Below are 24010 nucleotides of genomic sequence, written 5' to 3' on the forward strand. Positions count from 1 at the left end.
GGCTTCACCCGGGTGAAGCCCAATCCGGATGCGCCGAGCGGCCAGATTTCGTTTGTGGTGCAGGACAATACAGGCGGCAGCTTTACCGCCCAGGCCACCGTCACGGGCGTGCTGGGCGAGGATGGATACATGGCGGCCGAGGGTTTGACCGTGCAGTAGGCGCGGGAGGTCGCAGCTTCTAAAGGGGGGGTGAACATGCTTGCAGTTCTGGCGATGATCCTGGCGGCTGGGGCCGCCGCTGAACCCTATTATGAGGGCGTCGCACGTGACGCCTTTGCCGCCTGGTCATTCACCTCGGAGGAGATCGCGTTCTCGGGCGCTACGCGAACGACCTCTGTGCAAACGCTTTACGACACCCCCACGCCCTTCAATGGCATTTCGACCCCCGTGGCCTATTCGATCCACACGGTGGCTTTCGACTGCGCGGCGAAGACGGCGGCGTTTCTCAACGGGACCAACTACGACTCCAGCGGCGCCCGGATTAACTCGGCGACGCCGAGCGCGAGCCTGCCCTGGACCGACAGCACAGCCGGATTCCAGACGCTGGCCGCAACGGTCTGCGCGATGCCGGCGCCCTGACGCCATCCGACGCAGGCCGATCGCCCGCCTGCGTCGACGGCCTCAAGACGAGGCTCGCTAAGGACGGGGCTAGTCTTCGGCGGCGGCCATGTCGGCCGCGGCCTTGGCCATCATCTTCTGGAACACGCCGCTGCGGATCAGTTCGCGGCGCTCTTCCAGACCTCGGTGGAGTTCCTCCAGGACCTTGGCGGCGGGCGCCTGTTGCTGAATCGCGGCCCAATAGGCGGCGACCTTGGGCGTCGACGGCACCGGGTTGTCCATGCCCACCGACGGCAGCACGTTCTCCACCAGGAAGAGGCCCGGCACGATGGCGCAGTCGGCCAGGGTGAGGCGGCCGCCGAAGGCGAAGCCATCCTCGCCGATCATCTTGTCCAGGGCCTTGATGTTGCGGACCACCTGGCCACCCAGCAGATCGACGATCCCCTGATTGCGGGTGTCGGCCCGCGACTGCGGTGAGAGCATGAACATGTTGTTCATGATGTAGATATCGCCGATGCGAGCCAGGGTCCGGATCTGGGCCGTCTCCCGCGGGGTGGCGCCCAGCATCGAGGGCTCGGGATAGCGTTCTTCAAGATACTCGGCGATGACCTCGGACTCCGCCATGGGTTCGCCGTCGCCTTCCAGCACCGGGATGCGGCCGATGGGATAGTCCTTGCGGAACTGCGGCGTGCCGAAGGTGGCCGGCCGGGCGATCTCGATATCGGTGATGCCCTTGGCGTAGATCTGCATCCGCACCCGCGCGGAATAGGGGCTCAGATCCCCGGAATAGAGCTTCAGCGACATGGCGTTTCCTTTGGGTCCGGATTGGTTAGGTCTACGCGCCGATCCAATCACCGCTGAGCGCGCTTGCCGAGACCCCTGTCAGAATAAACTGATCCCCGGCGCCGAGGGACACCACAGCGTCGGCCCCCGATTGTGTGACGCTGTAGCTCATACCGGCCAGCAGGCGGATGCGGTCGCCCTCCGCCGGATTGAAGTCTACGATCTGATCCAGGCCCTGGCCCAGGAATGCCCCGAATACGTCGGCTCCCGCGCCGCCCGACAAGGTGTCGCTCCCCCCCTCACCGAAGAGGGTGTCGTCGCCTGCGCCACCCGCGATCGAGTCATCGCCCATATTGCCGTTCAGGAAGTCGCCACCGCCATCGCCGGAGACCGTGTCATTGTCCTTCCCACCTAGCAGGGTCTCTGCGCCGCCACCGCCGCGGATGATGTCCCGACCGAGATTCCCCTGGGCGAAATTCTGCCCCTCGCCCGCGAACAGGGTGTCGTCGTCCTTTCCGCCATAGATCGTGTCCGCGCCATCGCCGCCGAAGATATGGTCGCGGCCCTGATTGCCCTGCAGCAGGTCTGCGCCTGCGCCGCCGTCAAGGGTGTCGTCGCCAAGGCCGCCGTAGGCCGCGTCGCCTCGGAAGCCGCCGACAAAGGCTTCGTTCCCGGCATCGCCAATGAACAGGCTTGAGCCATCGGCCATAAGCAAACCGCCCGCCTTCGAGACAGCGGAGATGTTGGATCCGAACGTGACGGACACGCCGCCCATGACGACGGTGATCGTCGCTCCGTCGAACAGGACCGTGGCCTGGTTAGCGCCGCCCGGGAAAGAGACCTTGTCGGCAGGCTGGATGTTCAGCGCCGCCGTGGGGTTGTAGCCGCCGAAGGCGGTCGAGCCCTGCGGCGTCGGCTGAAGGGGCGTCGTCGGTGCTGGCGACACCGCACCCACCTCTACGGCCACAGCGCCCTGGATGTTGGCGGCCGAGATATCGGCCAGCGTCCGGCCTCGCAGGATGACGGCTTCATCCAGTGTCTTGGTGGTCTCGACCGGTATATCAAATCCGTCGGCGATCCGGTTGTTGACGAAGACGATGACGTCGGAGCCCACCTGAGTTGCGACATAGCTCACAGGGGCCGCCCGGACCACGGCCTGCGCGTCGTCGTAAGCGGCTTGGTAGGTTGCGGCGGTACGTTCGGTGTAGCCGTTGGGCAGGTTGTTCAGGAAGTCGAGACGGTCGGCTGAGGACCAGTCAAGGATAAGGTTGGCGGCGCCCTCGCGCGCATCAAGATCGTCGGCGAAGACGAAGGTGTCGGCGCCTGCGCCGCCTGTCAGGGTGTCGGCCCCCTTCCCGGCGATCAGTCGATCGTCGCCGTCGCCGCCCGTCAGCACATCGGCGCCCTCGCGGCCCTCCAGGGTGTCTGCGCCAGCGCCTCCATCCAGGACGTCGCCACCGGCGCCGCCAGCGATGGAATCGTCGCCATCTTCGCCCCTCAGCAGGTTCCCAGCGTCCGCGGGCGAACTAGATGACCGCGCATAGAACTGGTCGCCCATGATCGTGTCGGCGCCGCCTCCGCCTTGGATCGTGTCGGCGCCGTAGTTTCCGGTGAGCCGGTCTCCGGACGTTCCGCCTTGGATCGAGTCGTTCCCTGACCCGGTCTCCACCACTTCGATATTCGAGAACCGGATCTGCCCGGCTGGAATGTAACTTGTGGACCCAGTGAAGCTGGTGTGAGTGAAGGCCGAGGTGGTTGCTAAACCTGACGCGAAGTCGACGATCATGTCGCCGGCGGTCGGTGAGCCATCGCCCCAGAACGTGCCTAGGCGCATCTCATCGACGCCGCTACCGCCGTCGATGGTGTTCGAGCCGGGATCGCCGTCGCCATAGGTGGTGGGGACATATCCACCTAGGCCGGTCTCGACGCTCCGGTCGAACAACATGAATATGTCATTCCCGGCCCCGCCGTGCAGGGTGTTCGAACCACCGCCGCCTGACAGCCAGTCGCCGCCCGCACTGCCAACGATGCTGTCATTCCCCGGGCCGCCGTGGAGGTTCGCGCCAAAACTCGACACGACAACCGCGCCGATGATCGTGTCATCGCCCGAGCCGCCGAAACCCTCGGTCACACCTCGCAGCAGATCGGCGCCGTCGCCGCCTTTTGCGGTTGTCCTGTCGGCGCCGATCAGAACGTCGTCGCCCGCCATCCCGAGCAGGGTTTGCATCGAGGCCTGAGCGGCCAGGGTGTCATTTCCCTCAAGTCCAACAACATAGCCCTGTGTGGCGGCGTCCCCGGCAAGCGAGTCATGTCCGGTCGTGCCGACGGTGATGGCCAAAGCGTTTCTCCCACACGCTCACTTCGCATACGCATCGGCGCTGCGAGACGTCGGCTGCGACGTCTTCAGCTTCACCATACAACGGACAATCCAGACGGGAACGATGCTGCCAACCATCTTAGCGCGCGAGCCTCAAATGTGGCCCAAAGGACGCAGGGGCGGGCCGACCCCTGAGCTTCAATCCGCGGGTTGCACCTGGCGGGCAAATTCCAGGAACTGGATGACCGACAGCTCGAACGCCCTTGGGCTGGCGGTCGCTTTCAGGGGCAGATTCCCCGCCGCGTAAGCCTCAAGAACCAGGGGGTGGATGTAGGCCCGGCGGCAGACGGCTGGCGTATTTCCCAGCAGGCCCGCCACCGCCTTGATGCAGGTGTTCAGGTTCCGCTTCGTCTCGGTCTGGGTCGAACAGCCGCCGTGCTCCACCAGGGCGCGGGCGGCCGAGACGGTGGCCGCCCAGGTGCGGAAGTCCTTGGCGCTGACCTCCTCCCCCATGGCCGCGCGCAGATAGGCGTTCACATCGGCCGACTCCACGGCTCGACGCTCGCCATCCTCGTCGAGATACTGGAACAGCCGCTGGCCGGGCAGGTCCTGGCAGGACTTCACGACCCGCGCGAGCTTCCGGTCCTGGAACGAGGTCTCGTGCTGTTTGCCGCCCTTGCCGCGGAAGGCGAAGGTGACGCCGCGGGTGCTGATGCGCGCGTGTCGGTCACGCAGGGTGGTCAGGCCGAAGCTCTTGTTGGTGCGGGCATACTCGTCATTGCCGACCCGGATCAGCGTCACTTCCAGCAGGCGGATGACGGCGGCCAGCACCTTTTCCCGGGGCAGGCCCCGGCGGGCGAGATCGGCCTCCACCTGTTTGCGCAGGCGCGGCAGGGCCCGACCGAAGGCGGCGACCCGCTCGAACTTCGCCAGGTCCCGGCTTTCGCGCCAGCGGTCGTGATAGCGGTACTGCCGTCGTCCTCGCTGGTCCCGGCCGGTGGCCTGGATGTGGCCCCTGGCGTTGGGACAGATCCAGACATCGGTCCAGGCTGGCGGGATCACCAGGGCCTGAATGCGGGCGAGGGCGCCTTCGTCCTTCACCAGATCCCCCCTGGCGTCACGATAGGAGAAACCCGCCTTGCCCGCCCGCCGGGAGATCCCCGGATCGTCGGGGTTCACATAGATGAGGCCAGCGGCGCGGGTTTCGGACTTGAGCTCGGCGATATCGCGCGGCATGCGGCGGATTCCTCACGGGCCGGGCGCCCGGCGCGGCGAGCAACGTGGTAGGAACCCCGCCGGTTCCTCTTTCCATCCGCCGGTGCGCCTTGAACTATCGCCACGCCTTCCACGCCGGAAATTTCGCCGATCTGGTCAAGCACGCGGCCCTGCTTTGGCTGCTCAGCCAGATGCCGAGGGCCGGCGAGCCCGTGCAGGTGATCGACACCCATGGCGGCTCAGGCCTCTACGACCTGCGCGGGCCGGAGGCCCGTCGTTCGGGCGAGGCGGAGGCGGGCGTCATGCGCCTGATGGCCCAGGCCGAGCCCGCGGGGGAGATGACACCCCTGGTCCAGGCGGTGGCCGAGGCGAATTCTGGCGGCGAGACCTGGCTCTATCCGGGTTCGCCCTGGTTGATCGCCCGGGCCCTGCGGCCGGGCGACCGATACGATGTCTTCGAGATGCAGCCGGACGAGCACGCCCGTCTCTCAACGCTGATGGCCGGCCGCACGGGGGTGGCGACCCACGGCGCCGACGGCTTCGCCGGCGCCGTCGACCGCCTGGCGCCGGGCGCGCGGCATCTTGTGCTGATCGATCCCCCGTTCGAGCGGGCCGACGACTATGGGCGCAGCTGCGACCTGGCCGCCGGCGTCCTCGATCAGGACCCGGCCGCGACCCTGCTGATCTGGCTACCGCTCAAGGATCTGCACACCCTCGACGTCTTCGTCCGTGACCTGGAGGACGCCTGCGACCCGGCGCCGATCCTGATCGCCGAGGCCAGGATGCGACCGCTGGAAGACCCGATGAAGATGAACGGCTGCGCCCTGGGCCTGATCAATCCGCCTGATGGTGCGCAGGCGGTGTTGCAGGCGATCTGTTCGGCGGTGGTCGCTGAGACCCCGGGCGGCAAGGCCCAGGTCTGGTCGGCGGGCTGAGGGGCAGGCGTGCTCAAGCGATCCTTCGACATCGTCGCTGCCCTGGCCGGTCTAGCAGTGCTGTGGCCGGTGCTGCTGATCATCGCGGTTGCTGTACGACTGGATTCGCCAGGCCCGGCGATCCACTGGTCGCGGCGGGTGGGCCGTGACAACACCATCTTCCTGATGCCCAAGTTTCGCAGCATGCGGATCGACACCCCCGATGTGGCGACCCACCTGCTGGACGACCCACAACATTGGATCACACCGCTCGGGCGGCTCCTGCGTCGCACCAGCCTGGATGAGTTTCCCCAGCTCTGGAGCGTGCTTGTCGGCCAGATGAGCTTGGTCGGCCCCCGTCCCGCCCTGTTCAACCAGGATGACCTGGTCGCTCTGCGGACCGAGGCCGGCGTTCATCGCCTGCGGCCCGGTGTCACCGGCTGGGCGCAGATCAATGGTCGCGACGACCTGCCCATTCCCGACAAGGTGCGTCTTGACGTCGAATATGCTGACCGGCGCAGCCTGATCTTCGACATCCGGATCATCCTGATCACCCTGCGCGCTGCGGTTGCAGCGAAGGGGGTTTCGCACTGACGGGCGACAAGTCGGCGACTGACGCGTTGTAGGGGACTTCAGTTGGAGTCCCCCCGTGCCGCAGCTTCCTCCTGGCCTTTCGCACCGCTTTTCCGCCCTGCGCCTAAAGGCCGTGGAAGCCCATGCTCGCCGCAGCACGCCGGAGGCCCGTCAGGGCTTCCGCCGCCGCGCTCTGTGGAGCGGCGGGGCCCTGGGGGCGGTCGTCCTGGCCCTTGGGCTCTTCCTGCTGCTCTTCGACTGGAACCTGTTGCGCGGCCCGATCGGCGCCTTCGCCTCAGCCCGCCTGGGCCGCGAGGTCATCCTGGCCGGAGATCTCGACGCCCAGCCCTGGTCCCTGCGGCCCTCGGCGACAGTCAACGGCCTCAGCATCGGCGATCCCGGCTGGGCCGGCGAGGGCAAGATGGTCGAGATCGAGCGGCTGACCATCCAGATGGAGTTGCTGCCGCTGTTTCGTGGCCGGACGATCCTGTCGCGGCTGGAACTGACCCGCCCGGTGGCGCGACTGCAGCGCGACGCCGAGGGCCGGGCCACCTGGGATTTCTCCCAGCCCGGCGAAGCCTCCGACCCGGTCGATCTTCCCGCCATCCGTCGGTTCATCATTGAGGGCGGGCAGCTTGAGGTGATCGATGAGCAGCGCGGCCTGCGATTCTCCGGCGGCGTGGAGGCCAGCGAGGTGCGTGGCGGCGACGCCGGGTTCGCCCTGACCGGCGACGGAAACCTGAACGGCGAGGTGTTCCGGCTGCGCGTCAATGGCGGCCCGCTGATCAATGTGAATCCGGACGAGCCCTATCCCTTCGACGCCGACATCCGCGCCGGCGCGACCCGCGTGACGGCTAAGGGCGCCCTGCCAGAGCCGTTCGATCTCGGCCGGTTCGGCCTTGACCTCACCGCCGAAGGTCCAGACCTGGCGAGGCTGTACGGCCTGACCGGGCTGGCCCTGCCCAATACGCCCCCCTACCGGCTGTCGGGCCGCCTCGTGCGCGAGGGCCAGATCTATCGGCTGGACGACCTTGGCGGGCGGCTGGGCGACAGCGACCTGTCGGGCAGTCTGCGAGTCGACGTCACCCAGGCGCGCCCCTTCCTCTCAGCCGACCTGCGCTCCCGGCGGTTGGATCTGGACGATCTGGCCACCCTGTTCGGCGGCGCCCCCTCGACGGGCTCGGGGGAGACCGCCTCGGCCGCCCAGGAGGAGATGGCCCAACAGCTCCGCGCCCAGCAGCGGCTCTTCCCGGATGCGACATTGGACGTCCACCGGATCAGGTCCATGGACGCCGAGCTGACCTATCGCGCCGATGCGATCGAGGCGCCGAACCTCCCCCTGCGCGGGGCGCGGGTGAGCCTGACCCTGGAGGACGGCTTCCTCGACGCTCAGGAGGTGGTGTTTTCCCTGCCCCAGGGCGCGTTCGCGGGCCGTATCTCCCTGGATGCGCGCCCCGACGTGCCGATCACCGACCTGGACATGCGCCTGACCCGCGCCCGCCTGGAGCAGCTGCTGCCGGCCGGGGAGGGGGGCGTGGCCCCGCTGTCGGGTGACCTCGTGGGTCGGGTCAAGCTGAGAGGCGCCGGCGCCTCGGTGCACCGCGCCTTCGCCAATGCGGAGGGCGAGGCGCTCCTGGTCGTGCCGCAAGGGGAAATCCGCGCCGCCTTCGCCGAACTGATCGGGATCAACGTCACCCGCGGCCTGGGCCTCCTGCTGACCGACGACCAGTCGCGGACGCCGGTGCGTTGCGCCGTGGCGCACTTCAAGGGCCGGCAAGGGGTGTTGCGCGCCAGCGCCATCGTCTTTGACACCGGGCCGGTCCTGGGCCGGGGCGAGGGTGAGATCGATCTGGGTCGCGAGCGGATCGATTTCCGCCTGGATGGCGAACCCAAGGAGCCTCGTCTGATCCGGCTGATGGCGCCGGTGACGGTCAGCGGACCGATGCTGGCGCCCCAGGTGGGCGTCGAAGCCGCTGGCGCCATCGCCCAGGGCGGTCTGGCGGTCGCCCTGGGCGTGGTCGCCGCTCCGTTGGCGGCGCTGCTGCCCTTCCTCGATCCGGGCCTGGCCGAGGACGCCGCCTGCGGCGCCCTGATCTCCGACGCCCGCAAGGCTGGCGCGCCGGCCAATTGACGCCGCCCTGGCGAGATCGCAACACTCCCCCTCCGTTCACGGTCGGATCCTCCCCATGAAGACGACATCCGCCGGCCTCGCCGCCGCCCTCGCCCTGGCTTCGGCCGCGCTGCTGACCGGGGCTTCTCCGGCGGCGGCCGAAAGCGCAGCCGAGCGAGCGGTCGCCGCCCGGCAGGCCGGGTTCAAGCAGATCGGCGCTGCCTTCAAGGCGGTGAACGATGAACTCCGCGGCGGCAAGCCTGACCTCGCGGCCGTGGCGAGCGCGGCGGCCCGGCTGGAGGGCCACGCCGGTCAACTCCCCACCTGGTTTCCCCGGGGCAGCGGCCCGGAGTCCGGGGCCGACACCGGCGCGCGGGCCGCGGTCTGGAGCGATGCGGCGGGATTTGCTGATGCGGCCGCCAATCTCAGGACCCAGACCAGCCAGCTGAACGCCCTGTCCCGAGCGGGCGACCTGGCCGCGGTCCGCAAGCAGGCCGCCCTGGTGGGCGCCGCCTGCAAGACCTGCCATACCGCCTATCGCGAAGAGGACTGAGCCAGAGGTCCTGACCTGGGGTCATGAAAAACCCCGCCGCCAGGAGGCGACGGGGTGTGTTCAGGGCAGAGCAGACTGGTTTCAGCCGACCGAGCGGTCGGCGGCTTCGCGCAGGCAACCTAGCCAGGCGTCCTCGCGGGCCTTTTCGGCGGCGCGCAGCTTTTCTTCAGCCTCCTGGACGCCGGCGTCATGCTTGCGCCACTCGGCCACTGCGCCTTCGCGGGCGGCCCGGGCGGCCTCCATGGTCGGGAAGCGGGCGAGCACCGCGCGCACGGAATAGCTCACCGGCGGCCCCACGGTTTCCCGGTCGGGATAGAAGCCCGTCACGGAGTCCCCGGCTTCCTTCTCGATATGGAAGACGTCGGCCCAACCGGCGTGATGGCGCATCAGGGCCCAGGGCCGTTCGATCTGGTCGGTCATCAGGCACTCCTCAAGTTCGGTGACGGGAAAATAGCGCAGGAACGAGCCGGTCTCCAATCGCATCCGTGCAGGAATTGCAAGGCGCCCGCCGCCGGACCGCGATGACGCCGCTCAAACAGTCTCGACCTTGAACCTCGCCCGCGCCATCGCTCAATCGTGATCAGACGCCCTTTTGAGCCGCTGAGGCCCATTTGGGGCGATTGAGCGGCGCTTGAAGCCGCAACTTGGAAGATCATTTCAATTCAGCCGCGTCTGCCCCATCGACAAGGGATGTTCTTGCCGGGTAAATGCGCGGTTCCAACGCGCGTCCCAAACGGCCCCTCGGGGCCGCGCCGACGTGCGCCCGTAGCAAGTGGAAGGGAGTCCGTATGGGGGCGCCAGAGCGGCAAGGATTGTATGATCCGCGTAACGAGCATGATGCGTGCGGCGTAGGGTTTGTGGCCAATATTAAAGGCCGCAAATCGCATGAGGTCGTGCAGGCGGGTCTGCAGATTCTGGTCAATCTGGATCACCGCGGCGCGGTGGGCGCTGACCCGCTGGTCGGCGACGGCGCCGGGATTCTGATTCAGATTCCTGATGGACTGTATCGCGCCTGGGCCAAGGACAACGGCGTCGATCTGCCTCCGGCCGGCGAATACGCTGTGGCCATGTGCTTCCTGCCGGCCGACGAGGCTGCGCGCGAGGTCGCCGTGGCTCAGTTCGAACACTTCATGAAGGTCGAAAAGCAGCCGGTTCTCGGCTGGCGCGACGTGCCGGTGAACCTGGACGGCATCGGCCAGGCCGTGCTGGACGCCATGCCGGTGATCCGCCAGGCTTTCATCGGCCGCGGCCCGACCATCAAGGATCAGGACGCCCATGAGCGGAAGCTGCTGGCCGTTCGCAAGCAGATCCAGAACCCCATCGCCCAGTTGGCCGAGAAGAAGGGTCTTCCGGGCCTGAAGGATCTCTATCTGCCGTCCCTGTCGACCCGCACCGTGGTCTATAAGGGCCTGCTGCTGGCCGGCCAGGTGGGGACCTTCTACGAAGACCTCGCCAATCCCCTGGCGGAATCCGCCCTGGCCCTGGTTCACCAGCGGTTCTCCACGAACACCTTCCCGTCCTGGCGGCTGGCCCACCCGTACCGGTTCATGGCCCACAACGGTGAGATCAACACCGTCCGCGGCAATGTGAACTGGATGAACGCCCGTCGTCGCGGGATGGAATCCGACCTGCTGGGCGCCGATCTCGACAAGATGTGGCCGCTGATCCCGCACGGTCAGTCGGACACCGCCTGCCTGGACAACGCCCTCGAACTGCTGATCGCTGGCGGCTATTCCCTGGCGCACGCGGTGATGATGCTGATCCCGGAAGCCTGGGCCGGCAATCCGCTGATGGATTCCAAGCGCAAGGCTTTCTACGAGTACCACGCCGCCCTGATGGAGCCGTGGGACGGCCCCGCCGCCGTGGCTTTCACCGACGGCCGCCAGATCGGCGCTACCCTGGACCGCAACGGCCTGCGTCCGGCCCGCTTCGTCATCACCGACCAGGACCATGTGATCATGGCCTCGGAGGTCGGCGTGCTGCCCGTCGAGGACGAGCGCATCGTCCGCAAGTGGCGTCTGCAGCCCGGCAAGATGCTCCTCATCGACATGGAGGAGGGGCGCATCATCGAGGACGAGGAGATCAAGGCCTCGCTCGCCGGCGCCAAGCCCTATGAGGAGTGGCTGGCCGAGACCCAGTTCAAGCTCGAGGACGTGGTTGACGCCGAGGAGTCCGAGCCCGTCAAGATCGACGACCCGGCCGTGCTGCTCGATCGCCAGCAGGCCTTCGGCTACACCCAGGAAGACCAGCAGTTCTTCCTGGAGCCGATGGCGCGCCTGGGCGACGATCCCATCGGCTCCATGGGCGCCGACACGCCCATCGCCGTGCTCTCGCAGCGGCCGAAGCTGATCTACGAGTACTTCAAGCAGAACTTCGCCCAGGTCACCAACCCGCCCATCGACCCGATCCGCGAAGAGCTGGTCATGAGCTTGGTCTCGATGATCGGGCCCCGTCCGAACCTGCTCGGCCGTCAGGCTGGTTCGCATAAGCGCCTGGAAGTCGCCCAGCCGATCCTCACCAATGAGGCCCTGGCCAAGATCCGCTCGATCAACGAGCTGCTCGATGGCGCCTTCCGCACCGCCACGCTCGACGCCACCTGGGCGGCCGACGAGGGCGCCGGCGGGCTGGAGCGGGCCCTGGAACGCCTGTGCCGCGAGGCCACCGACGAGGTGCTGGCCGGCATGAACATCCTGATCCTGTCGGATCGGGCCGTCAGCGCCGACCGCATCCCGATCCCGGCGGCGCTGGCCACCGCGGCGGTTCACCATCACCTGATCCGTCAGGGCCTGCGCATGCAGACCGGCCTCGTCATCGAGACCGGCGAAGCCCGCGAGGTGCATCACTTCTGCGTCCTGGCCGGCTATGGCGCAGAGGCTGTGAATCCCTATCTGGCGTTCGAGACCATCGAGCAGCTGCGGGTGCAGAACAAGCTCGACATCTCGGCCAAGGACGCCCGCAAGAACTATATCAAGGCGGTCGGCAAGGGCATTCTGAAGGTCATGTCCAAGATGGGCATCTCGACCTACCAGTCCTATTGCGGCGCGCAGATCTTTGACGCCGTCGGCCTGAACTCCGAGATCATCGAAAAGTACTTCACCGGCACCGCCTCGACCATCGAGGGCGTCGGTCTGGGCGAGATCGCCGAGGAGGCCGTGCGTCGTCACAAGGACGCCTTTGGCGACAATCCGATCTATCGCCACATGCTCGACGTGGGCGGTTCCTACGCCTACCGCCTGCGCGGCGAGACCCACGCCTGGACGCCGGACTCGGTGGCCCGTCTGCAGCACGCCGTCCGCGGCAACCTGCCCGACGAGTACAAGGCCTTCGCCGCCAGCATCAACGAACAGAGCGAGCGGCTGCTGACCATCCGCGGCCTGATGCGCTTCAAGCTGGCCGACAAGGCTATCCCGATCGACGAGGTCGAGCCCGCCAGCGAGATCGTCAAGCGCTTCTCCACCGGCGCGATGAGCTTCGGCTCCATCAGCCGTGAGGCGCACACCACCCTGGCCATGGCCATGAACCGCATCGGCGCCCGGTCCAACACCGGGGAGGGCGGCGAGGAGCCTGATCGCTTCACGCCCCTGCCGAACGGCGACTCCATGCGCTCCAAGATCAAGCAGGTGGCGTCCGGCCGGTTCGGGGTCACGGCGGACTATCTGGTCAACGCCGACGACATCCAAATCAAGATGGCCCAGGGCGCCAAGCCCGGGGAGGGCGGTCAGCTGCCAGGCCACAAGGTCGACAAGGCCATCGCCAAGGTGCGCCATTCGACCCCGGGCGTCGGCCTGATCAGCCCGCCGCCGCACCACGACATCTATTCGATCGAGGATCTTGCCCAGCTGATCCACGACCTGAAGAACGTCAATCCCAAGGCCCGCATCTCCGTGAAGCTGGTCTCCGAAGTCGGCGTGGGCACGGTGGCTGCGGGCGTCTCAAAGGCGCGCGCCGACCATGTGACCATCTCAGGCTTCGAAGGCGGCACCGGCGCCTCGCCGCTGACCTCCCTGACGCACGCAGGTTCGCCCTGGGAAATCGGCCTGGCCGAGACCCAGCAGACCCTGCTGCTGAACGGCCTGCGCTCGCGCATCGCCGTGCAGGTGGACGGCGGCCTGCGCACGGGCCGGGACGTGGCTATCGGAGCCCTGCTGGGCGCCGAGGAGTTCGGCTTCGCCACCGCCCCGCTGATCGCGGCCGGCTGCATCATGATGCGCAAGTGCCACCTGAACACCTGTCCGGTGGGGGTGGCCACCCAGGATCCTGTCCTGCGGGCCCGCTTCAACGGCCAGCCCGAGCACGTGATCAACTACTTCTTCTTCGTTGCCGAAGAGCTGCGCGAGATCATGGCCCTGCTGGGCGTCCGCACCATGAACGAAATGGTCGGCCGGGTGGACCTGCTCGACGCTGCGCCTGCGGTCGATCACTGGAAGGCCCGCGGGGTCGATCTCTCCCGCCTCCTCTATCAGGCACCGATGGAGCACCCGAAGGGGCTGTGGAACACCGAGCAGCAGGACCATGGCCTGACCATGGCTCTGGACCACCAGCTGCTGGCCGCCGCCCGTCCGGCGATCGATGGCGGCGAGGCGGTTCGCGGCGAGTTCGAGATCCGCAACATCAACCGCACGGTGGGCGCGATGCTCTCGGGCGAGGTGGCCATGGCGCATGGCCATGCCGGCCTGCCCGACGGGACCATCTCCTTCACCTTCCGGGGCACCGGCGGTCAGAGCTTTGGGGCGTTTGCGGCCCGGGGCGTGACCCTGGAGCTGGTCGGCGACAGCAATGACTATGTGGGCAAGGGCCTGTCCGGCGGCCGCGTGATCGTGCGCCAGCCGCCGAACTCCAAGCGCGAGCCGACCCAGAACATCATCATCGGCAATACGGTCCTATACGGCGCCATCGCCGGCGAGGCCTATTTTGAAGGGGTGGCTGGCGAGCGTTTCGCCGTCCGCAACTCCGGCGCCGTGGCGGTGGTCGAGGGCGTGGGCGACCACGGCTGCGAGTACATGACCGGCGGGGTGGTCGTTGTCCTCGGCGACACGGGCCGCAACTTCGCCGCCGGCATGTCCGGGGGCGTGGCCTATGTCTATGACCCGACCAACCGGTTCGAGCCCCTGTGCAACAAGGCCATGGTGGAGATCGAGACCATCGCGCCTGCGACCGCCAGCGACCCGGCCGAGGACGCCCAGCGTCCGCGGCAGAAGTCGGTGTCGGTGGACGACAATGGCATGGGCGACGTTCTGGCCTTCGACGCCGAACGCCTGCGCATTCTCATTGAGCGGCACCAGCTCTACACCGGCAGCGCCCGGGCCCGGATGATCCTGGAAAACTGGGACGCCGAGCTGGCCAATTTCCGCAAGGTGATGCCGACTGACTATCGTCGCGCCCTGCTGGACCTGGCTCAGGAACGCAAGGCCGCCGCCGCCGTCGCCGCCGAATAAGACTGAAGATCGGAGCACCGTCATGGGAAAGCCCACCGGCTTCCTTGAGATCGAACGTCAGGACCGTGGCTACGAAAAGCCCGAGTCCCGGCTGAAGACCTGGAACGAATTCGTCAAACCCCTGGCCCAGCCTGAGCTGACCAAGCAGGCCTCCCGCTGCATGGATTGCGGGATTCCCTACTGTCACAATGGCTGTCCGGTGAACAACCAGATCCCGGACTTCAATAACCTCGTCTATCGCGAGCAGTGGCTGGCGGCGCTGGAGAATCTCCAGTCGACCAACAACTTCCCGGAGTTCACCGGCCGGGTCTGCCCCGCGCCGTGCGAGGCAGCCTGCACGCTGAACATCGTCGACACCCCGGTGACCATCAAGACGATCGAATGCCAGATCGTCGACAAGGGGTGGGAAGAAGGCTGGATCACGCCGCAACCCTCGCCGCGGGGCACGGGCAAGCGGATCGCCGTGGTCGGTTCCGGGCCTGCGGGCCTGGCCTGCGCCCAGCAGCTGGCCCGGGCGGGCCACGCCCCGACCGTGTTCGAAAAGAGCGACCGGATCGGCGGGCTGCTGCGCTACGGCATCCCGGACTTCAAGATGGAGAAGCACCTGATTGACCGTCGGGTGCGCCAGATGGAGGCCGAAGGCGTCATCTTCCGCACCAATTTCGAGGTCGGCGTCAACGTCTCGGTCCAGCGCCTGCTGGATGACTACGACGTCCTGGTCATGGCTGGCGGCGCCGAAAAGCCCCGCGATCTGGAAATCGAGAACCGCGACCTGGATGGCATCCATTTCGCCATGGACTTCCTGACCCAGCAGAACCGCCGCGTGGCGGGCGACGCCGAAGAGGTGGCCGCTCCGACCGGAACCCTGTCGGCCAAGGGCAAGCACGTGGTGGTGATAGGCGGCGGGGACACCGGCTCCGACTGCATCGGCACCTCGAACCGCCATGGCGCGGCCTCGGTGACCCAGCTGGAAATCATGCCCCAGCCGCCGGCCCGGGAAAACAAGCTGATGACCTGGCCGGACTGGCCGCTGAAGCTGCGCACCTCGTCCAGCCACGAGGAGGGCTGCGAGCGCGACTTCGCCGTCGCCACCAAGCGGGCCATCGGCAAGGACGGCAAGATCGAAGCCCTGGAATGCGCCCGCCTGGAGTGGGTCAAGGGCGATGACGGCCGCATGGTCATGAAGGAGATCGAGGGCAGCACCTTCCAGCTGAAGGCCGACCTCGTTCTGCTGGCCATGGGCTTTGTCAGCCCCCGCCATGAGGGCTTCGTCGACCAGGCCAAGGTCGATCTCGATGCGCGCGGCAATGTGAAGGCCTCGGTGGACGACTATCGCACCTCTGAGCCGCGCATCTTCTCCTGCGGCGACATGCGCCGGGGCCAGTCCCTGGTGGTCTGGGCCATCCGCGAGGGGCGTCAGGCCGCTCAGGCGGTGGACGCCTATCTGATGGGCGCGAGCAAGCTGCCCCGCTGAGACAGCCATAACCGGCGGCGGGCGCCTCGCCTGCCGCCGACTGCTGTCGCGGGAAAAGAACGCGGGTCTCAACATTGCGGCGTAAATGCGAAAGATTCGCATTGTCGTTTCTTCCGGTGACAAATAAGAACGCCTCGCAGTCTTATTTGCACTTGGGGGTTCCCGCACATGACGAAGCCATTTTCGGGCGTTCGCGCCTATGCCAGACGCGCCTGGACGCCGGCCGCAGTCGCCGGTCTCGCCGGTCTCGCTCTGGCGCCGCAGGCCCAGGCAGAGGATGCGCCCCACGAGGTGGCCGGCGTGCGGGTCGAAGGGCATCTGGCCGCCGAGCCCGTCTCGCCTAAGTTCACCGCTGACCTGCTGGACACCCCGCGCAGCGTCACCGTCATTCCGCAGATTGTGATCGAACAGACCGCCGCAACCTCGCTGCAGGACATTCTGCGCACCTCGCCGGGCATCACCTTCGGCGCCGGGGAGGGCGGCCAGCCGCTGGCCGACCGCCCCTTCATCCGGGGCCAGGCCTCAGGCAACAACGTCTTTGTCGACGGCGTCCGCGACAGCGGCGGCCAGGTCCGGGACATCTTCAACCTCGAGCAGGTGGAAGTCGTGAAGGGGCCGGACTCTGCCTATAATGGCCGGGGCTCCGGCGGCGGCAGCATCAACCTGACCAGCAAGCAACCCAAGCTCGTCGAGGCGACCAGCGCCAGCCTGCGGGTCGGGACCGACTCCTATGTCCGCGCGAGCGTGGACGCCAACTATGTGCTGGGCGACACCAGCGCGGTGCGGGTCAATCTGATGGCCGCCCAGGGCGATGTTCCCCAGCGCGACGCTGTGGATTTTGACACCTGGGGGGCGGCGGTGGCCGCAGCCCTCGGCCTGGGGACCGACAGCCGGCTGACGCTGAGCTACCAACACCTGACCCGCAACGACATGCCCGATTATGGGGTGCCGCTGTCGCGGAAGCTGCCCGGGGTGACCGCCACCGAGACCGGCATTCTCGACGTGCCGCGCGACGCCTTCTACGGCCTCACCGCCCGGGACTTTCAGGAGACCACGGCCGATATCGCGACCCTTGTGGGCGAGCACGACATCAACGCCGCCATGACCTTCAGAGGCGTCTTCCGCTACGCCAAGACGGTCAATGACTACGTGGTCACCAATCCGGGCGACGGCGGAAACGCCCAGTTCGTGGACGGACAGTGGTGGATGAAGCGTGGCCTCAAGTCCCGCTGGAACCCGGCCACCACGGTGGCGGCGGTGGCCGACGTCTATGGCCGCTTCACCACCGGGGCGATCGAGCACAGCTATGATATCGGGCTGGAGCTCTCCCGGGAGAAGAACGAGAACGCGAGCTATACGGTGACGACGACGGCGGGCTCAGCCTGTCCGGCGGGCTTCACCGGCGCGGGCACGGGCGACTGCACGCTGGTCTATGCGCCAAATCCGTCCGACCCCTGGGCCGGGACGATCGTCCGGGGTCCGGTCTCCTCGACCGTCTCTAAGACGGTCGGCATCTATGTGTTCGACACCCTGTCCTTCGGGGACCGCTGGAAGCTCAACCTCGGCCTGCGGCATGACGAGTATTCGGTGAGCGGCCGCAACGTGACGACGACCGCTGTCACCGCCAGCGAGGGCGACTGGAGCTTCACCAACTATCAGGCGGGCCTCGTCTACAAGCCCACCGCCCACGGCAGCCTCTACCTATCGTACGGCACCGCCTCGACCCCACCCACCATCTCCGGCGGCGATCAGAACACCTCCGCCGGCGTGGGATCGGGCAACCTCGCCAACCAGCTCCTGGACCCCGAAGAAACCACCTCGACAGAGATCGGCGTGAAGTGGGCCTTCTTCGGCGAACGCCTGTCGACCTCGGCGGCGCTGTTCCAGGTCAACCGCCAGAACGCGCAGATCCTCGTGGATGTCGGCGTCTACGCCCAGGCTGGCGAGACCGAGGTCCGCGGCTTGGAGCTGGCCGTGACGGGGCAGGTGACCCCAGCCTGGTCGGTGTTCGGCGGCTACACCTATATGGAGTCCGAGCTGGTCAGGGGCGCTTACAACAACGTCAATGTGGGCGATCCGCTGGCCAACACGCCGGAACACAGCTTCAGCCTGTTCTCGACCTATCAGCTGACCCCGGCGCTCAGCCTCGGGGGCGGCGCCTACTATGTCTCTGACAGCTTCGGCGGCAACCAGGGCGGCGCCGGCGGCGGGGCCAATGGCGTCTACGCCCCGGAATACTGGCGCTTCGACGCCTTCGCCAGCTACCGGATCAACGACCGCCTGAACCTGCAGCTCAACGTCCAGAACGTGACGGACGAGGATTACATCGCCCGGACCAACGGGGTTCACCATGCCGACTACGGCCCGGCCCGCCAGGCCCTGCTGACCCTGAACGCCAAGTTCTGACCCCACGCGGAACGCGCGTTCAGTTCCAGGCCCCGCGGGTTCGCCCGCGGGGCCGCCTCTGCTTCCGGCCCCAAGGACGTGTCCCATGATGCTGCAGATCCCCGAGGTGCTGACCAAGGCGCAGGTCGCCGACCTTCGCCGCCTCATCGACGCCGGCGCCTGGGTGGACGGCAATGTCACCTCCGGCGCCCAGTCGGCGCTCGCCAAGCGCAACGAACAGCTGCCCGAGGCCTCGCCGGAGGCGCGGCAGGCCGGGGAGCGCATCCTCGATGCTCTGTCGCGCAATCCCCTGTTCGTCACCGCCGCCCTGCCGCAGACGGTGTTTCCGCCCCTGTTCAACCGCTATGGCGGTGGCCAGACCTTCGGCCTGCATGTGGACAACGCCGTGCGCCAGAGCCCCGATGGGCGGGTGCGCATCCGCAGCGACCTCTCAGCCACCCTCTTCCTCACCGAGCCCGAAGACTATGACGGCGGCGAACTGCTGGTGGAGGACACCTATGGCGTCCATGAGGTGAAGCTGCCGGCCGGGGACATGATCCTCTATCCGGCCTCAAGCCTGCACCAGGTACGCGCCGTGACCCGTGGGGCCCGGGTCTCCAGCTTCTTCTGGATCCAGAGCATGATCCGCGACGACGCCCAGCGCAGCCTGCTGTTCCAGATGGACATCGCCATCCAGCAGCTGGCCGGCAAGGTGGGGGCCGGGGCGCCGGAGCTGATCTCGCTGACCGGCGCCTACCACAATCTGCTGCGGATGTGGGGCGACCTTTAGCCGTCTCCCCGGCCCCTCAGGCTCAGGCGGGGGCCCGGCCGCCAGCCAGATAGTCCATCTTGCCGATCGGGGCGCCCTTGTGGCGCAGCAGGGCGTAGGCCATCGAGACGTGGAACAGGAAGTTGGGCAGGGAGAAGGTCAGGACGAAGTCCTTGGCCGTGAAGGTCATGGCGCCGCGGGGCAGAGGCAGCTCGATGGTCCGCTCCAGGTCGTCGCTCACCTGATCAGGGGTGATGGATTCGACGAAGGCCAGGGTCTTGGCGACGCGGGCCTTCAGGTCGTCATAGGTGGTCTCGGTGTCGGGCATGACCGGCGGGGTGACGCCGGCCAGACGGGCCGCGCCGCCCTTGGCCGCATCGGTGGCCAGCTGGATCTGACCGATCAGCGAATGCATGTCCGGTGCAAGACGCGCCTCAAGTAGGTCCGAGAGCGGTTGGCCGCTCGCCTTGGCGTGGGCCTCGGCCTTGTTGAGCAGGGCGGCGAGGTTGCGCAGCATCTGCACATAGACCGGGATCGAGGCGTCATAGAGGGTCAGGGCCAAGGGAGCGTCTCCTAAGGGTCAAGCTTGACCCCAAATGGGGCTCCGCGGCCCCCCGCGCCATGGCCCTGGCCGGTTCATCCACACCTTAAGCCGACCCCGGAAAAGAGGCGGGCAGGGTCAGGCGGCTCCGCGGAACCGTCCGACCCTGCCCGTTCAGGAACATCCGGGGGAGGAGGCCTTAGAAGGTCTGGGTGACTTCCACATAGCCGAACAGGGGCTCTGCGCCGGTGGCGTTGGGGGCGTTGTCCAGGAACTCGCCGTTCACCAGCTTGGCGAAGCCGAACTCCAGGCGGGTGGCCTTGGGCACGATCCAGTAGCGGGCGCGGGCCTCAATCTGGTGGCCGGCGAAGTCGCCCGAACGGCCAGTGGCGTCGCGGACGCCAGTGCTGGCGAAGGAGTCGGTGGCCTCGTCCAGATAGAGCGCGCGGTAGAAGACCATGGCGTCCCAGCGCTTGTTGGGAACCACCTCGACCCGCACGCCGGGGGAGTTGAAGTTGGAGCGGCCCAGCGGACCATAGGCGCCGACCGGGCCGAAGTCCGGGCGTCGCGGACCAAACAGGCCATCGAAGCGATTGTACTCGCCGTCGGTGCTGCTCTTGTCGCCGCTGGCGAAGTCGTATTCCAGAGCCACGCGGGGCGACCACGCGCCCTCGAAGGTCTTGCCGACCTCCAGGTGCAGGTACTGGGCGTCCACGTCCAGGTCGCGGCGGTCAGCGGCGCTGGTGGAGTTGCGCGTCTCGCCGGTCTGCCAGCCGCCCTCGAACTCATAGTCCCACTGGCCGGCCGCCGGGTTGCGGACGAAGCGGCCGCCCACCGTGGTCAGGCGGCGGTTGCGGGTGGCGACCCGGGGGGAGTCCTCTTCCTCAAGACGGAGCGCGAAGACCTCCAGCTGGCCGCCGTCAGCGAACTTGGGCGTGGTGTAGATGCCGCCGAAGAACACCAGGTCGTCGTTCTGCCGGTCGGTCTCGATCTCATTGTCGAGGATGCCGGCCCGGTCGGACGGGCGCTTCTGCAGGGGGTAGGTGTAGAACAGGGTGGCGGCGCCGGCCGACTTGGCGCTCCAGTCGGCGCGGACGCCGGCGAAGGCGTTGGTTGCATTGCCGTACGAGGAACGACCCACCAGACGGCGCGAACCGATGTCCAGGGTGAAGCGACCGAGCGTGGCCGAGCCCTTGGCGCCCTCGACGAACAGGTCGTTTACGTCAGCGGCCACATAGGCCTGGATCAGCTCCAGGGCGTTGACGTCGCCCGTGCCGGTCGGCGAGCCGCTGTCGTTCAGATAGACCCGCGCGTCGATGATCTCGCCGCCGATCCGCACCGGCTTCAGATCCAGCTCGGCGAACAGGGTCGAGCGCAGGACGAGGCCCTGGTCGGAGCCGTCGCCAAAGGCCGGGCGATACTGGCCATCCAGGCTCTCATAGCGCGCCCGGACCGTGCCCGAGAGCTTCAGATTGTCCGGCGCGCCAACGGCGTCATGCAGCGTCCAGGGCGCGGACTGCGCCGCGGCGGGGCTGGCGGCGACAGCGCTGGCCAGCACGATCAGGGAGGCGCCCAGGGCGCGCGAGGTCTTCAGCGTCATGGTGTTCAGAATTCTCTCTGTTCGGACAACGTCGGTCCGCGATTGCGGGCTAGACCGCAAACCTTGCCTGAGGCTTAAGCGTCACTTTGGGTGAAGGGTCAGGCTGCGGGGGATGAGGCGCGCCTCAACTCCAGGCGCCATAAGGGTTTTTGGGGCTTCCAGGGTGAAGGTCTGGCCTCCGATCTCGCAGGTCACGCGCGACGATCCGCCGCGTCGCGACACGGCGAGAATGCGGGCGGGCAGGCCGTCGGCTGGCGCGGGAAGCAGGTCGGCGCACTCGCCGCGGAAGCTCACCGTCACCTCGCCAGCGGCGGTTCCCGCCGGAGCCGGGGTGCGCCAACCCGCCGCCGAGAGCACGCCGTCAGCGACATGGCCTGGCAACTGGACCCCTTCGCCGACAAAGCTGAAGACGAAGGCTGAGGCCGGCGAGTCGTAGATCCGATCCGGAGTGTCCACCTGTTCCAGACGCCCATCCCGCAGGATGGCCACCCGGTCGGCGAGGTCCATGGCCTCCTCCTGGTCGTGGGTCACGAAGATGGTGGTGAGGCCCGTCTCATCATGGATCTGCCTCAGCCAGGCGCGCAGGTCGCGGCGCACCCGGGCGTCCAGCGCCCCGAAGGGCTCGTCCAGCAACAGCATGCGCGGCTCGATCGCCAAGGCCCGGGCCAGGGCCACCCGCTGCCGCTGACCGCCGGAAAGCTGGGCCGGATAGCGCCCGCCCAGGCCCTGAAGCTGGACAAGCTCCAGCAACCGCTCGACCCGCTTGCGGATCTCCGAGGGCGCCGGCCTGGACCTGGCGGGACGCACTTCCAGGCCAAAGGCGATGTTCTGCGCCACGCTCATGTGCCGAAAGAGCGCATAGTGCTGGAAGACCATGCCGATCCGCCGCGCGCGGGCGTCCATGGCCAGCAGATCTTCGCCGGCAAAGGTCACGGCGCCCTGGTCTGGTCGTTCCAGGCCCGCCAGGACGCGCAGCAGGGTGGTCTTTCCAGAGCCCGACGGTCCCAGCAGGGCCAGGAACTCGCCCTGTCGCGCCTCAAGGGACACGCCGTCGAGGGCGACGTGGTCGCCAAACCGCTTGCAGACATTGTCGACGATCAACGGCATGGCGGCGTCAGTGTCGCCGGACCGCGGCGAGCTCGCCGGCATGCCGCCATTCGAGGGCGGACTTGAGCCCCAGGGTGACGAGGGCGAGACCGGCGAGAACCGTGGCGACCGCGAAGGCGCCGACGAAGTCATACTCATTGTAGAGAATCTCCACATGCAGCGGCAGGGTGTTGGTCAGGCCCCGGATGTGTCCGGAGACCACGGAGACCGCGCCGAATTCCCCCATCGCCCGGGCGTTGCAGAGCAGGACCCCGTAGAGCAGGCCCCACTTCACATTGGGCAGGGTGACGCGAAAGAAGGTGGTCCAGGGTCCCGCGCCCAGCGTGATGGCGGCGGTCTCCTCGTCGCCGCCCTGCTGTTCCATCAGCGGGATCAGCTCCCGGGCGACGAAGGGCAGGGTCACCAGCAGGGTGGCCAGGATCACCCCGGTGATGTTGAAGATCACCCGGATCCCTAGCTCCTGCATCAAGGGCCCCAGCCAGCCGTTGACGCCAAACAGCAGCACCCAGACGAGCCCCGACACGACCGGCGAGATCGAGAACGGCAGGTCGATGAGCGTGACGAGCAGGCTGCGCCCCCGGAACTCGAACTTGGCGATTGTCCAGGCGGCGGCGAGGCCAAACACCGCGTTGAGCGGCACCGAGATCGCGGCGACCAGGAGGGTAAGTCGCATGGCCGCCCAGGCGTCGGGCTCGGCCAGGGCCGCGACATAGGCGCCAGCGCCCTGCCGGAGAGCCTCATGGAACACCATCGCCAGAGGCAGGACGACGATCAGGCTGAGCGCGATGAGCGCCGAGGCGATCAGAGCGAGACGGCCTGCGGAGAGCCGGCGGGCGTTCATGCGCGCCCCCGCCGGGCCAGGGCGCCTTGCAGCGTATTGAGCAGCAGCAGGCCCGTGAACGACAGGGCCAGCATGGCCAGACCCACGGCCGCTGCGCCGGCATAGTCGAACTGCTCCAGCTTGATGACGATCAGCAAGGGGGCGATCTCCGATCTGAGGGGCATGTTGCCGGCGATGAAGATCACCGAGCCGTACTCCCCGGCCGCTCTGGCGAAGGCCAGGCCGACGCCGGTGAGCAGGGCAGGGGCGAGGGCGGGCAGCACCACCCGCCAGGCGGTCTGGCGCGGCGTCGCGCCAAGGGTGCGCGCTGCCTCCTCCACCTCCCGGTCGAGGTCTTCAAGGACAGGCTGGACCGTCCTGACCACAAAGGGCAGCCCGACGAAGATCAGGGCCAGCACTATGCCCAGAGGGGTGTAGGCGACCCGTAGTCCCATCTCCGCCAGCGGCGCCCCCAGGGGCCCATTCGGCGCGTAGATGGCTGTGAGCGCGATGCCGGCCACCGCCGTCGGCAGGGCGAAGGGAAGATCGACCAGGGCGTCGACCCACCGTCGCCCCGGGAAATCGTAGCGCGACAGCACCCACGCGATGAGCAGGCCGAGGCCGGCGTTGATCGCGGCCGCCAGGGCCGCGGAGCCGAAGCTGATCCGGAGGGCGGCGAGGACCCGGGGGTCGGTGACCACGGTCCAGAAGCCAGACAGGCCAAGCTCCCACGGGCGAAGCAACAGGGCGCTGAGTGGGATCAGAAAGATGAGGCTCAGCCAGGTCAGCGTCAGTCCGAGCGCCAGCGGAAAGCCTGGCAGGACGGAGCCCTTGCGCCAGGGCTTGCGGGACATGG

Annotated in this window: 18 protein-coding genes; 9 read left to right on the top strand and 9 right to left on the bottom strand. The window is 67.7% G+C overall.

Annotated elements, in window-relative coordinates:
* The first annotated feature begins 195 nt into the window (after positions 1 to 195).
* A complete protein-coding gene (locus Q8N19_RS16465) occupies positions 196 to 579 on the top strand; it encodes a hypothetical protein (protein WP_305592568.1) in 384 nt (127 codons plus the stop codon).
* Positions 580 to 648: 69 nt separating this feature from the next.
* On the opposite strand, the gene Q8N19_RS16470 is transcribed toward Q8N19_RS16465, so the two are convergent.
* From Q8N19_RS16470 to Q8N19_RS16480, 3 genes are all read right to left on the bottom strand, one after another.
* Complete coding sequence (locus Q8N19_RS16470) at positions 649 to 1362, bottom strand: glutathione S-transferase family protein (RefSeq protein ID WP_305592570.1); 714 nt, start codon at positions 1360 to 1362, stop codon at positions 649 to 651.
* A 31-nt stretch (positions 1363 to 1393) separates the two neighbouring features.
* Positions 1394 to 3679, bottom strand: a complete 2286-nt coding sequence (locus Q8N19_RS16475; RefSeq protein WP_305592572.1) for a calcium-binding protein — start codon at positions 3677 to 3679, stop codon at positions 1394 to 1396.
* Between the two features lie 177 nt (positions 3680 to 3856).
* Entirely contained in the window at positions 3857 to 4894 is a 1038-nt protein-coding gene (locus Q8N19_RS16480; RefSeq protein WP_305592574.1) for a DNA topoisomerase IB, read from the bottom strand.
* Positions 4895 to 4983: 89 nt separating this feature from the next.
* Here Q8N19_RS16480 and rlmJ point away from each other — a divergent pair, with 89 nt between their 5' ends.
* Genes rlmJ through Q8N19_RS16500 form a run of 4 tightly spaced genes read left to right on the top strand, consistent with a single transcriptional unit; the run spans position 4984 to position 9023 of the window.
* Positions 4984 to 5808, top strand: a complete 825-nt coding sequence (gene rlmJ, locus Q8N19_RS16485) for a 23S rRNA (adenine(2030)-N(6))-methyltransferase RlmJ (protein WP_305592576.1) — start codon at positions 4984 to 4986, stop codon at positions 5806 to 5808.
* 9 nt (positions 5809 to 5817) lie between these two features.
* Positions 5818 to 6381, top strand: a complete 564-nt coding sequence (locus tag Q8N19_RS16490) for a sugar transferase (protein WP_305592578.1) — start codon at positions 5818 to 5820, stop codon at positions 6379 to 6381.
* A gap of 55 nt (positions 6382 to 6436) precedes the next feature.
* Positions 6437 to 8491: an AsmA family protein gene (locus Q8N19_RS16495; protein WP_305592580.1), complete on the top strand. Its 2055-nt coding sequence runs from the start codon at positions 6437 to 6439 to the stop codon at positions 8489 to 8491.
* A gap of 55 nt (positions 8492 to 8546) precedes the next feature.
* On the top strand, positions 8547 to 9023 hold the full coding sequence (locus Q8N19_RS16500) for a cytochrome c (protein ID WP_305592582.1): 477 nt from the start codon (positions 8547 to 8549) through the stop codon (positions 9021 to 9023).
* An 81-nt stretch (positions 9024 to 9104) separates the two neighbouring features.
* Here the strand turns inward: Q8N19_RS16500 and Q8N19_RS16505 are convergent, their stop codons facing one another.
* Positions 9105 to 9443: a hypothetical protein gene (locus Q8N19_RS16505; RefSeq protein ID WP_300573079.1), complete on the bottom strand. Its 339-nt coding sequence runs from the start codon at positions 9441 to 9443 to the stop codon at positions 9105 to 9107.
* Between the two features lie 368 nt (positions 9444 to 9811).
* Between Q8N19_RS16505 and gltB the strand changes: the two genes are divergently transcribed.
* From gltB to Q8N19_RS16525, 4 genes are all read left to right on the top strand, one after another.
* A complete protein-coding gene (gltB, locus tag Q8N19_RS16510) occupies positions 9812 to 14458 on the top strand; it encodes a glutamate synthase large subunit (RefSeq protein WP_305592584.1) in 4647 nt (1548 codons plus the stop codon).
* Positions 14459 to 14480: 22 nt separating this feature from the next.
* The gene (locus tag Q8N19_RS16515) at positions 14481 to 15932 is read left to right on the top strand and encodes a glutamate synthase subunit beta (protein WP_305592586.1); all 1452 of its coding nucleotides are present in this window, start codon (positions 14481 to 14483) and stop codon (positions 15930 to 15932) included.
* A gap of 168 nt (positions 15933 to 16100) precedes the next feature.
* Positions 16101 to 18338: a TonB-dependent siderophore receptor gene (locus Q8N19_RS16520; RefSeq protein ID WP_305592588.1), complete on the top strand. Its 2238-nt coding sequence runs from the start codon at positions 16101 to 16103 to the stop codon at positions 18336 to 18338.
* 85 nt (positions 18339 to 18423) lie between these two features.
* Positions 18424 to 19107 (top strand): Fe2+-dependent dioxygenase, encoded by a 684-nt coding sequence (locus tag Q8N19_RS16525; RefSeq protein WP_305592590.1) that lies wholly within the window; start codon positions 18424 to 18426, stop codon positions 19105 to 19107.
* A gap of 22 nt (positions 19108 to 19129) precedes the next feature.
* On the opposite strand, the gene Q8N19_RS16530 is transcribed toward Q8N19_RS16525, so the two are convergent.
* The 5 genes from Q8N19_RS16530 to cysT form a co-directional block, all read right to left on the bottom strand.
* Positions 19130 to 19648 carry a DUF1993 family protein gene (locus Q8N19_RS16530; protein ID WP_305592592.1) on the bottom strand — a complete coding sequence of 173 codons (519 nt, stop codon included), beginning with the start codon at positions 19646 to 19648 and terminating at the stop codon, positions 19130 to 19132.
* Positions 19649 to 19826: 178 nt separating this feature from the next.
* Positions 19827 to 21227 (bottom strand): alginate export family protein, encoded by a 1401-nt coding sequence (locus tag Q8N19_RS16535; protein WP_305592594.1) that lies wholly within the window; start codon positions 21225 to 21227, stop codon positions 19827 to 19829.
* A gap of 81 nt (positions 21228 to 21308) precedes the next feature.
* Positions 21309 to 22334, bottom strand: a complete 1026-nt coding sequence (locus tag Q8N19_RS16540) for a sulfate/molybdate ABC transporter ATP-binding protein (protein WP_305592596.1) — start codon at positions 22332 to 22334, stop codon at positions 21309 to 21311.
* Between the two features lie 7 nt (positions 22335 to 22341).
* Positions 22342 to 23175 carry a sulfate ABC transporter permease subunit CysW gene (gene cysW / locus Q8N19_RS16545; protein WP_305592598.1) on the bottom strand — a complete coding sequence of 278 codons (834 nt, stop codon included), beginning with the start codon at positions 23173 to 23175 and terminating at the stop codon, positions 22342 to 22344.
* Positions 23172 to 24008, bottom strand: a complete 837-nt coding sequence (gene cysT / locus Q8N19_RS16550) for a sulfate ABC transporter permease subunit CysT (protein WP_305592600.1) — start codon at positions 24006 to 24008, stop codon at positions 23172 to 23174. Before cysT ends, cysW begins: the two co-directional genes overlap by 4 nt.
* Positions 24009 to 24010: the final 2 nt, after the last annotated feature.

This window comes from Phenylobacterium sp. (genome assembly GCF_030693405.1).
Lineage (GTDB): Bacteria > Pseudomonadota > Alphaproteobacteria > Caulobacterales > Caulobacteraceae > Phenylobacterium.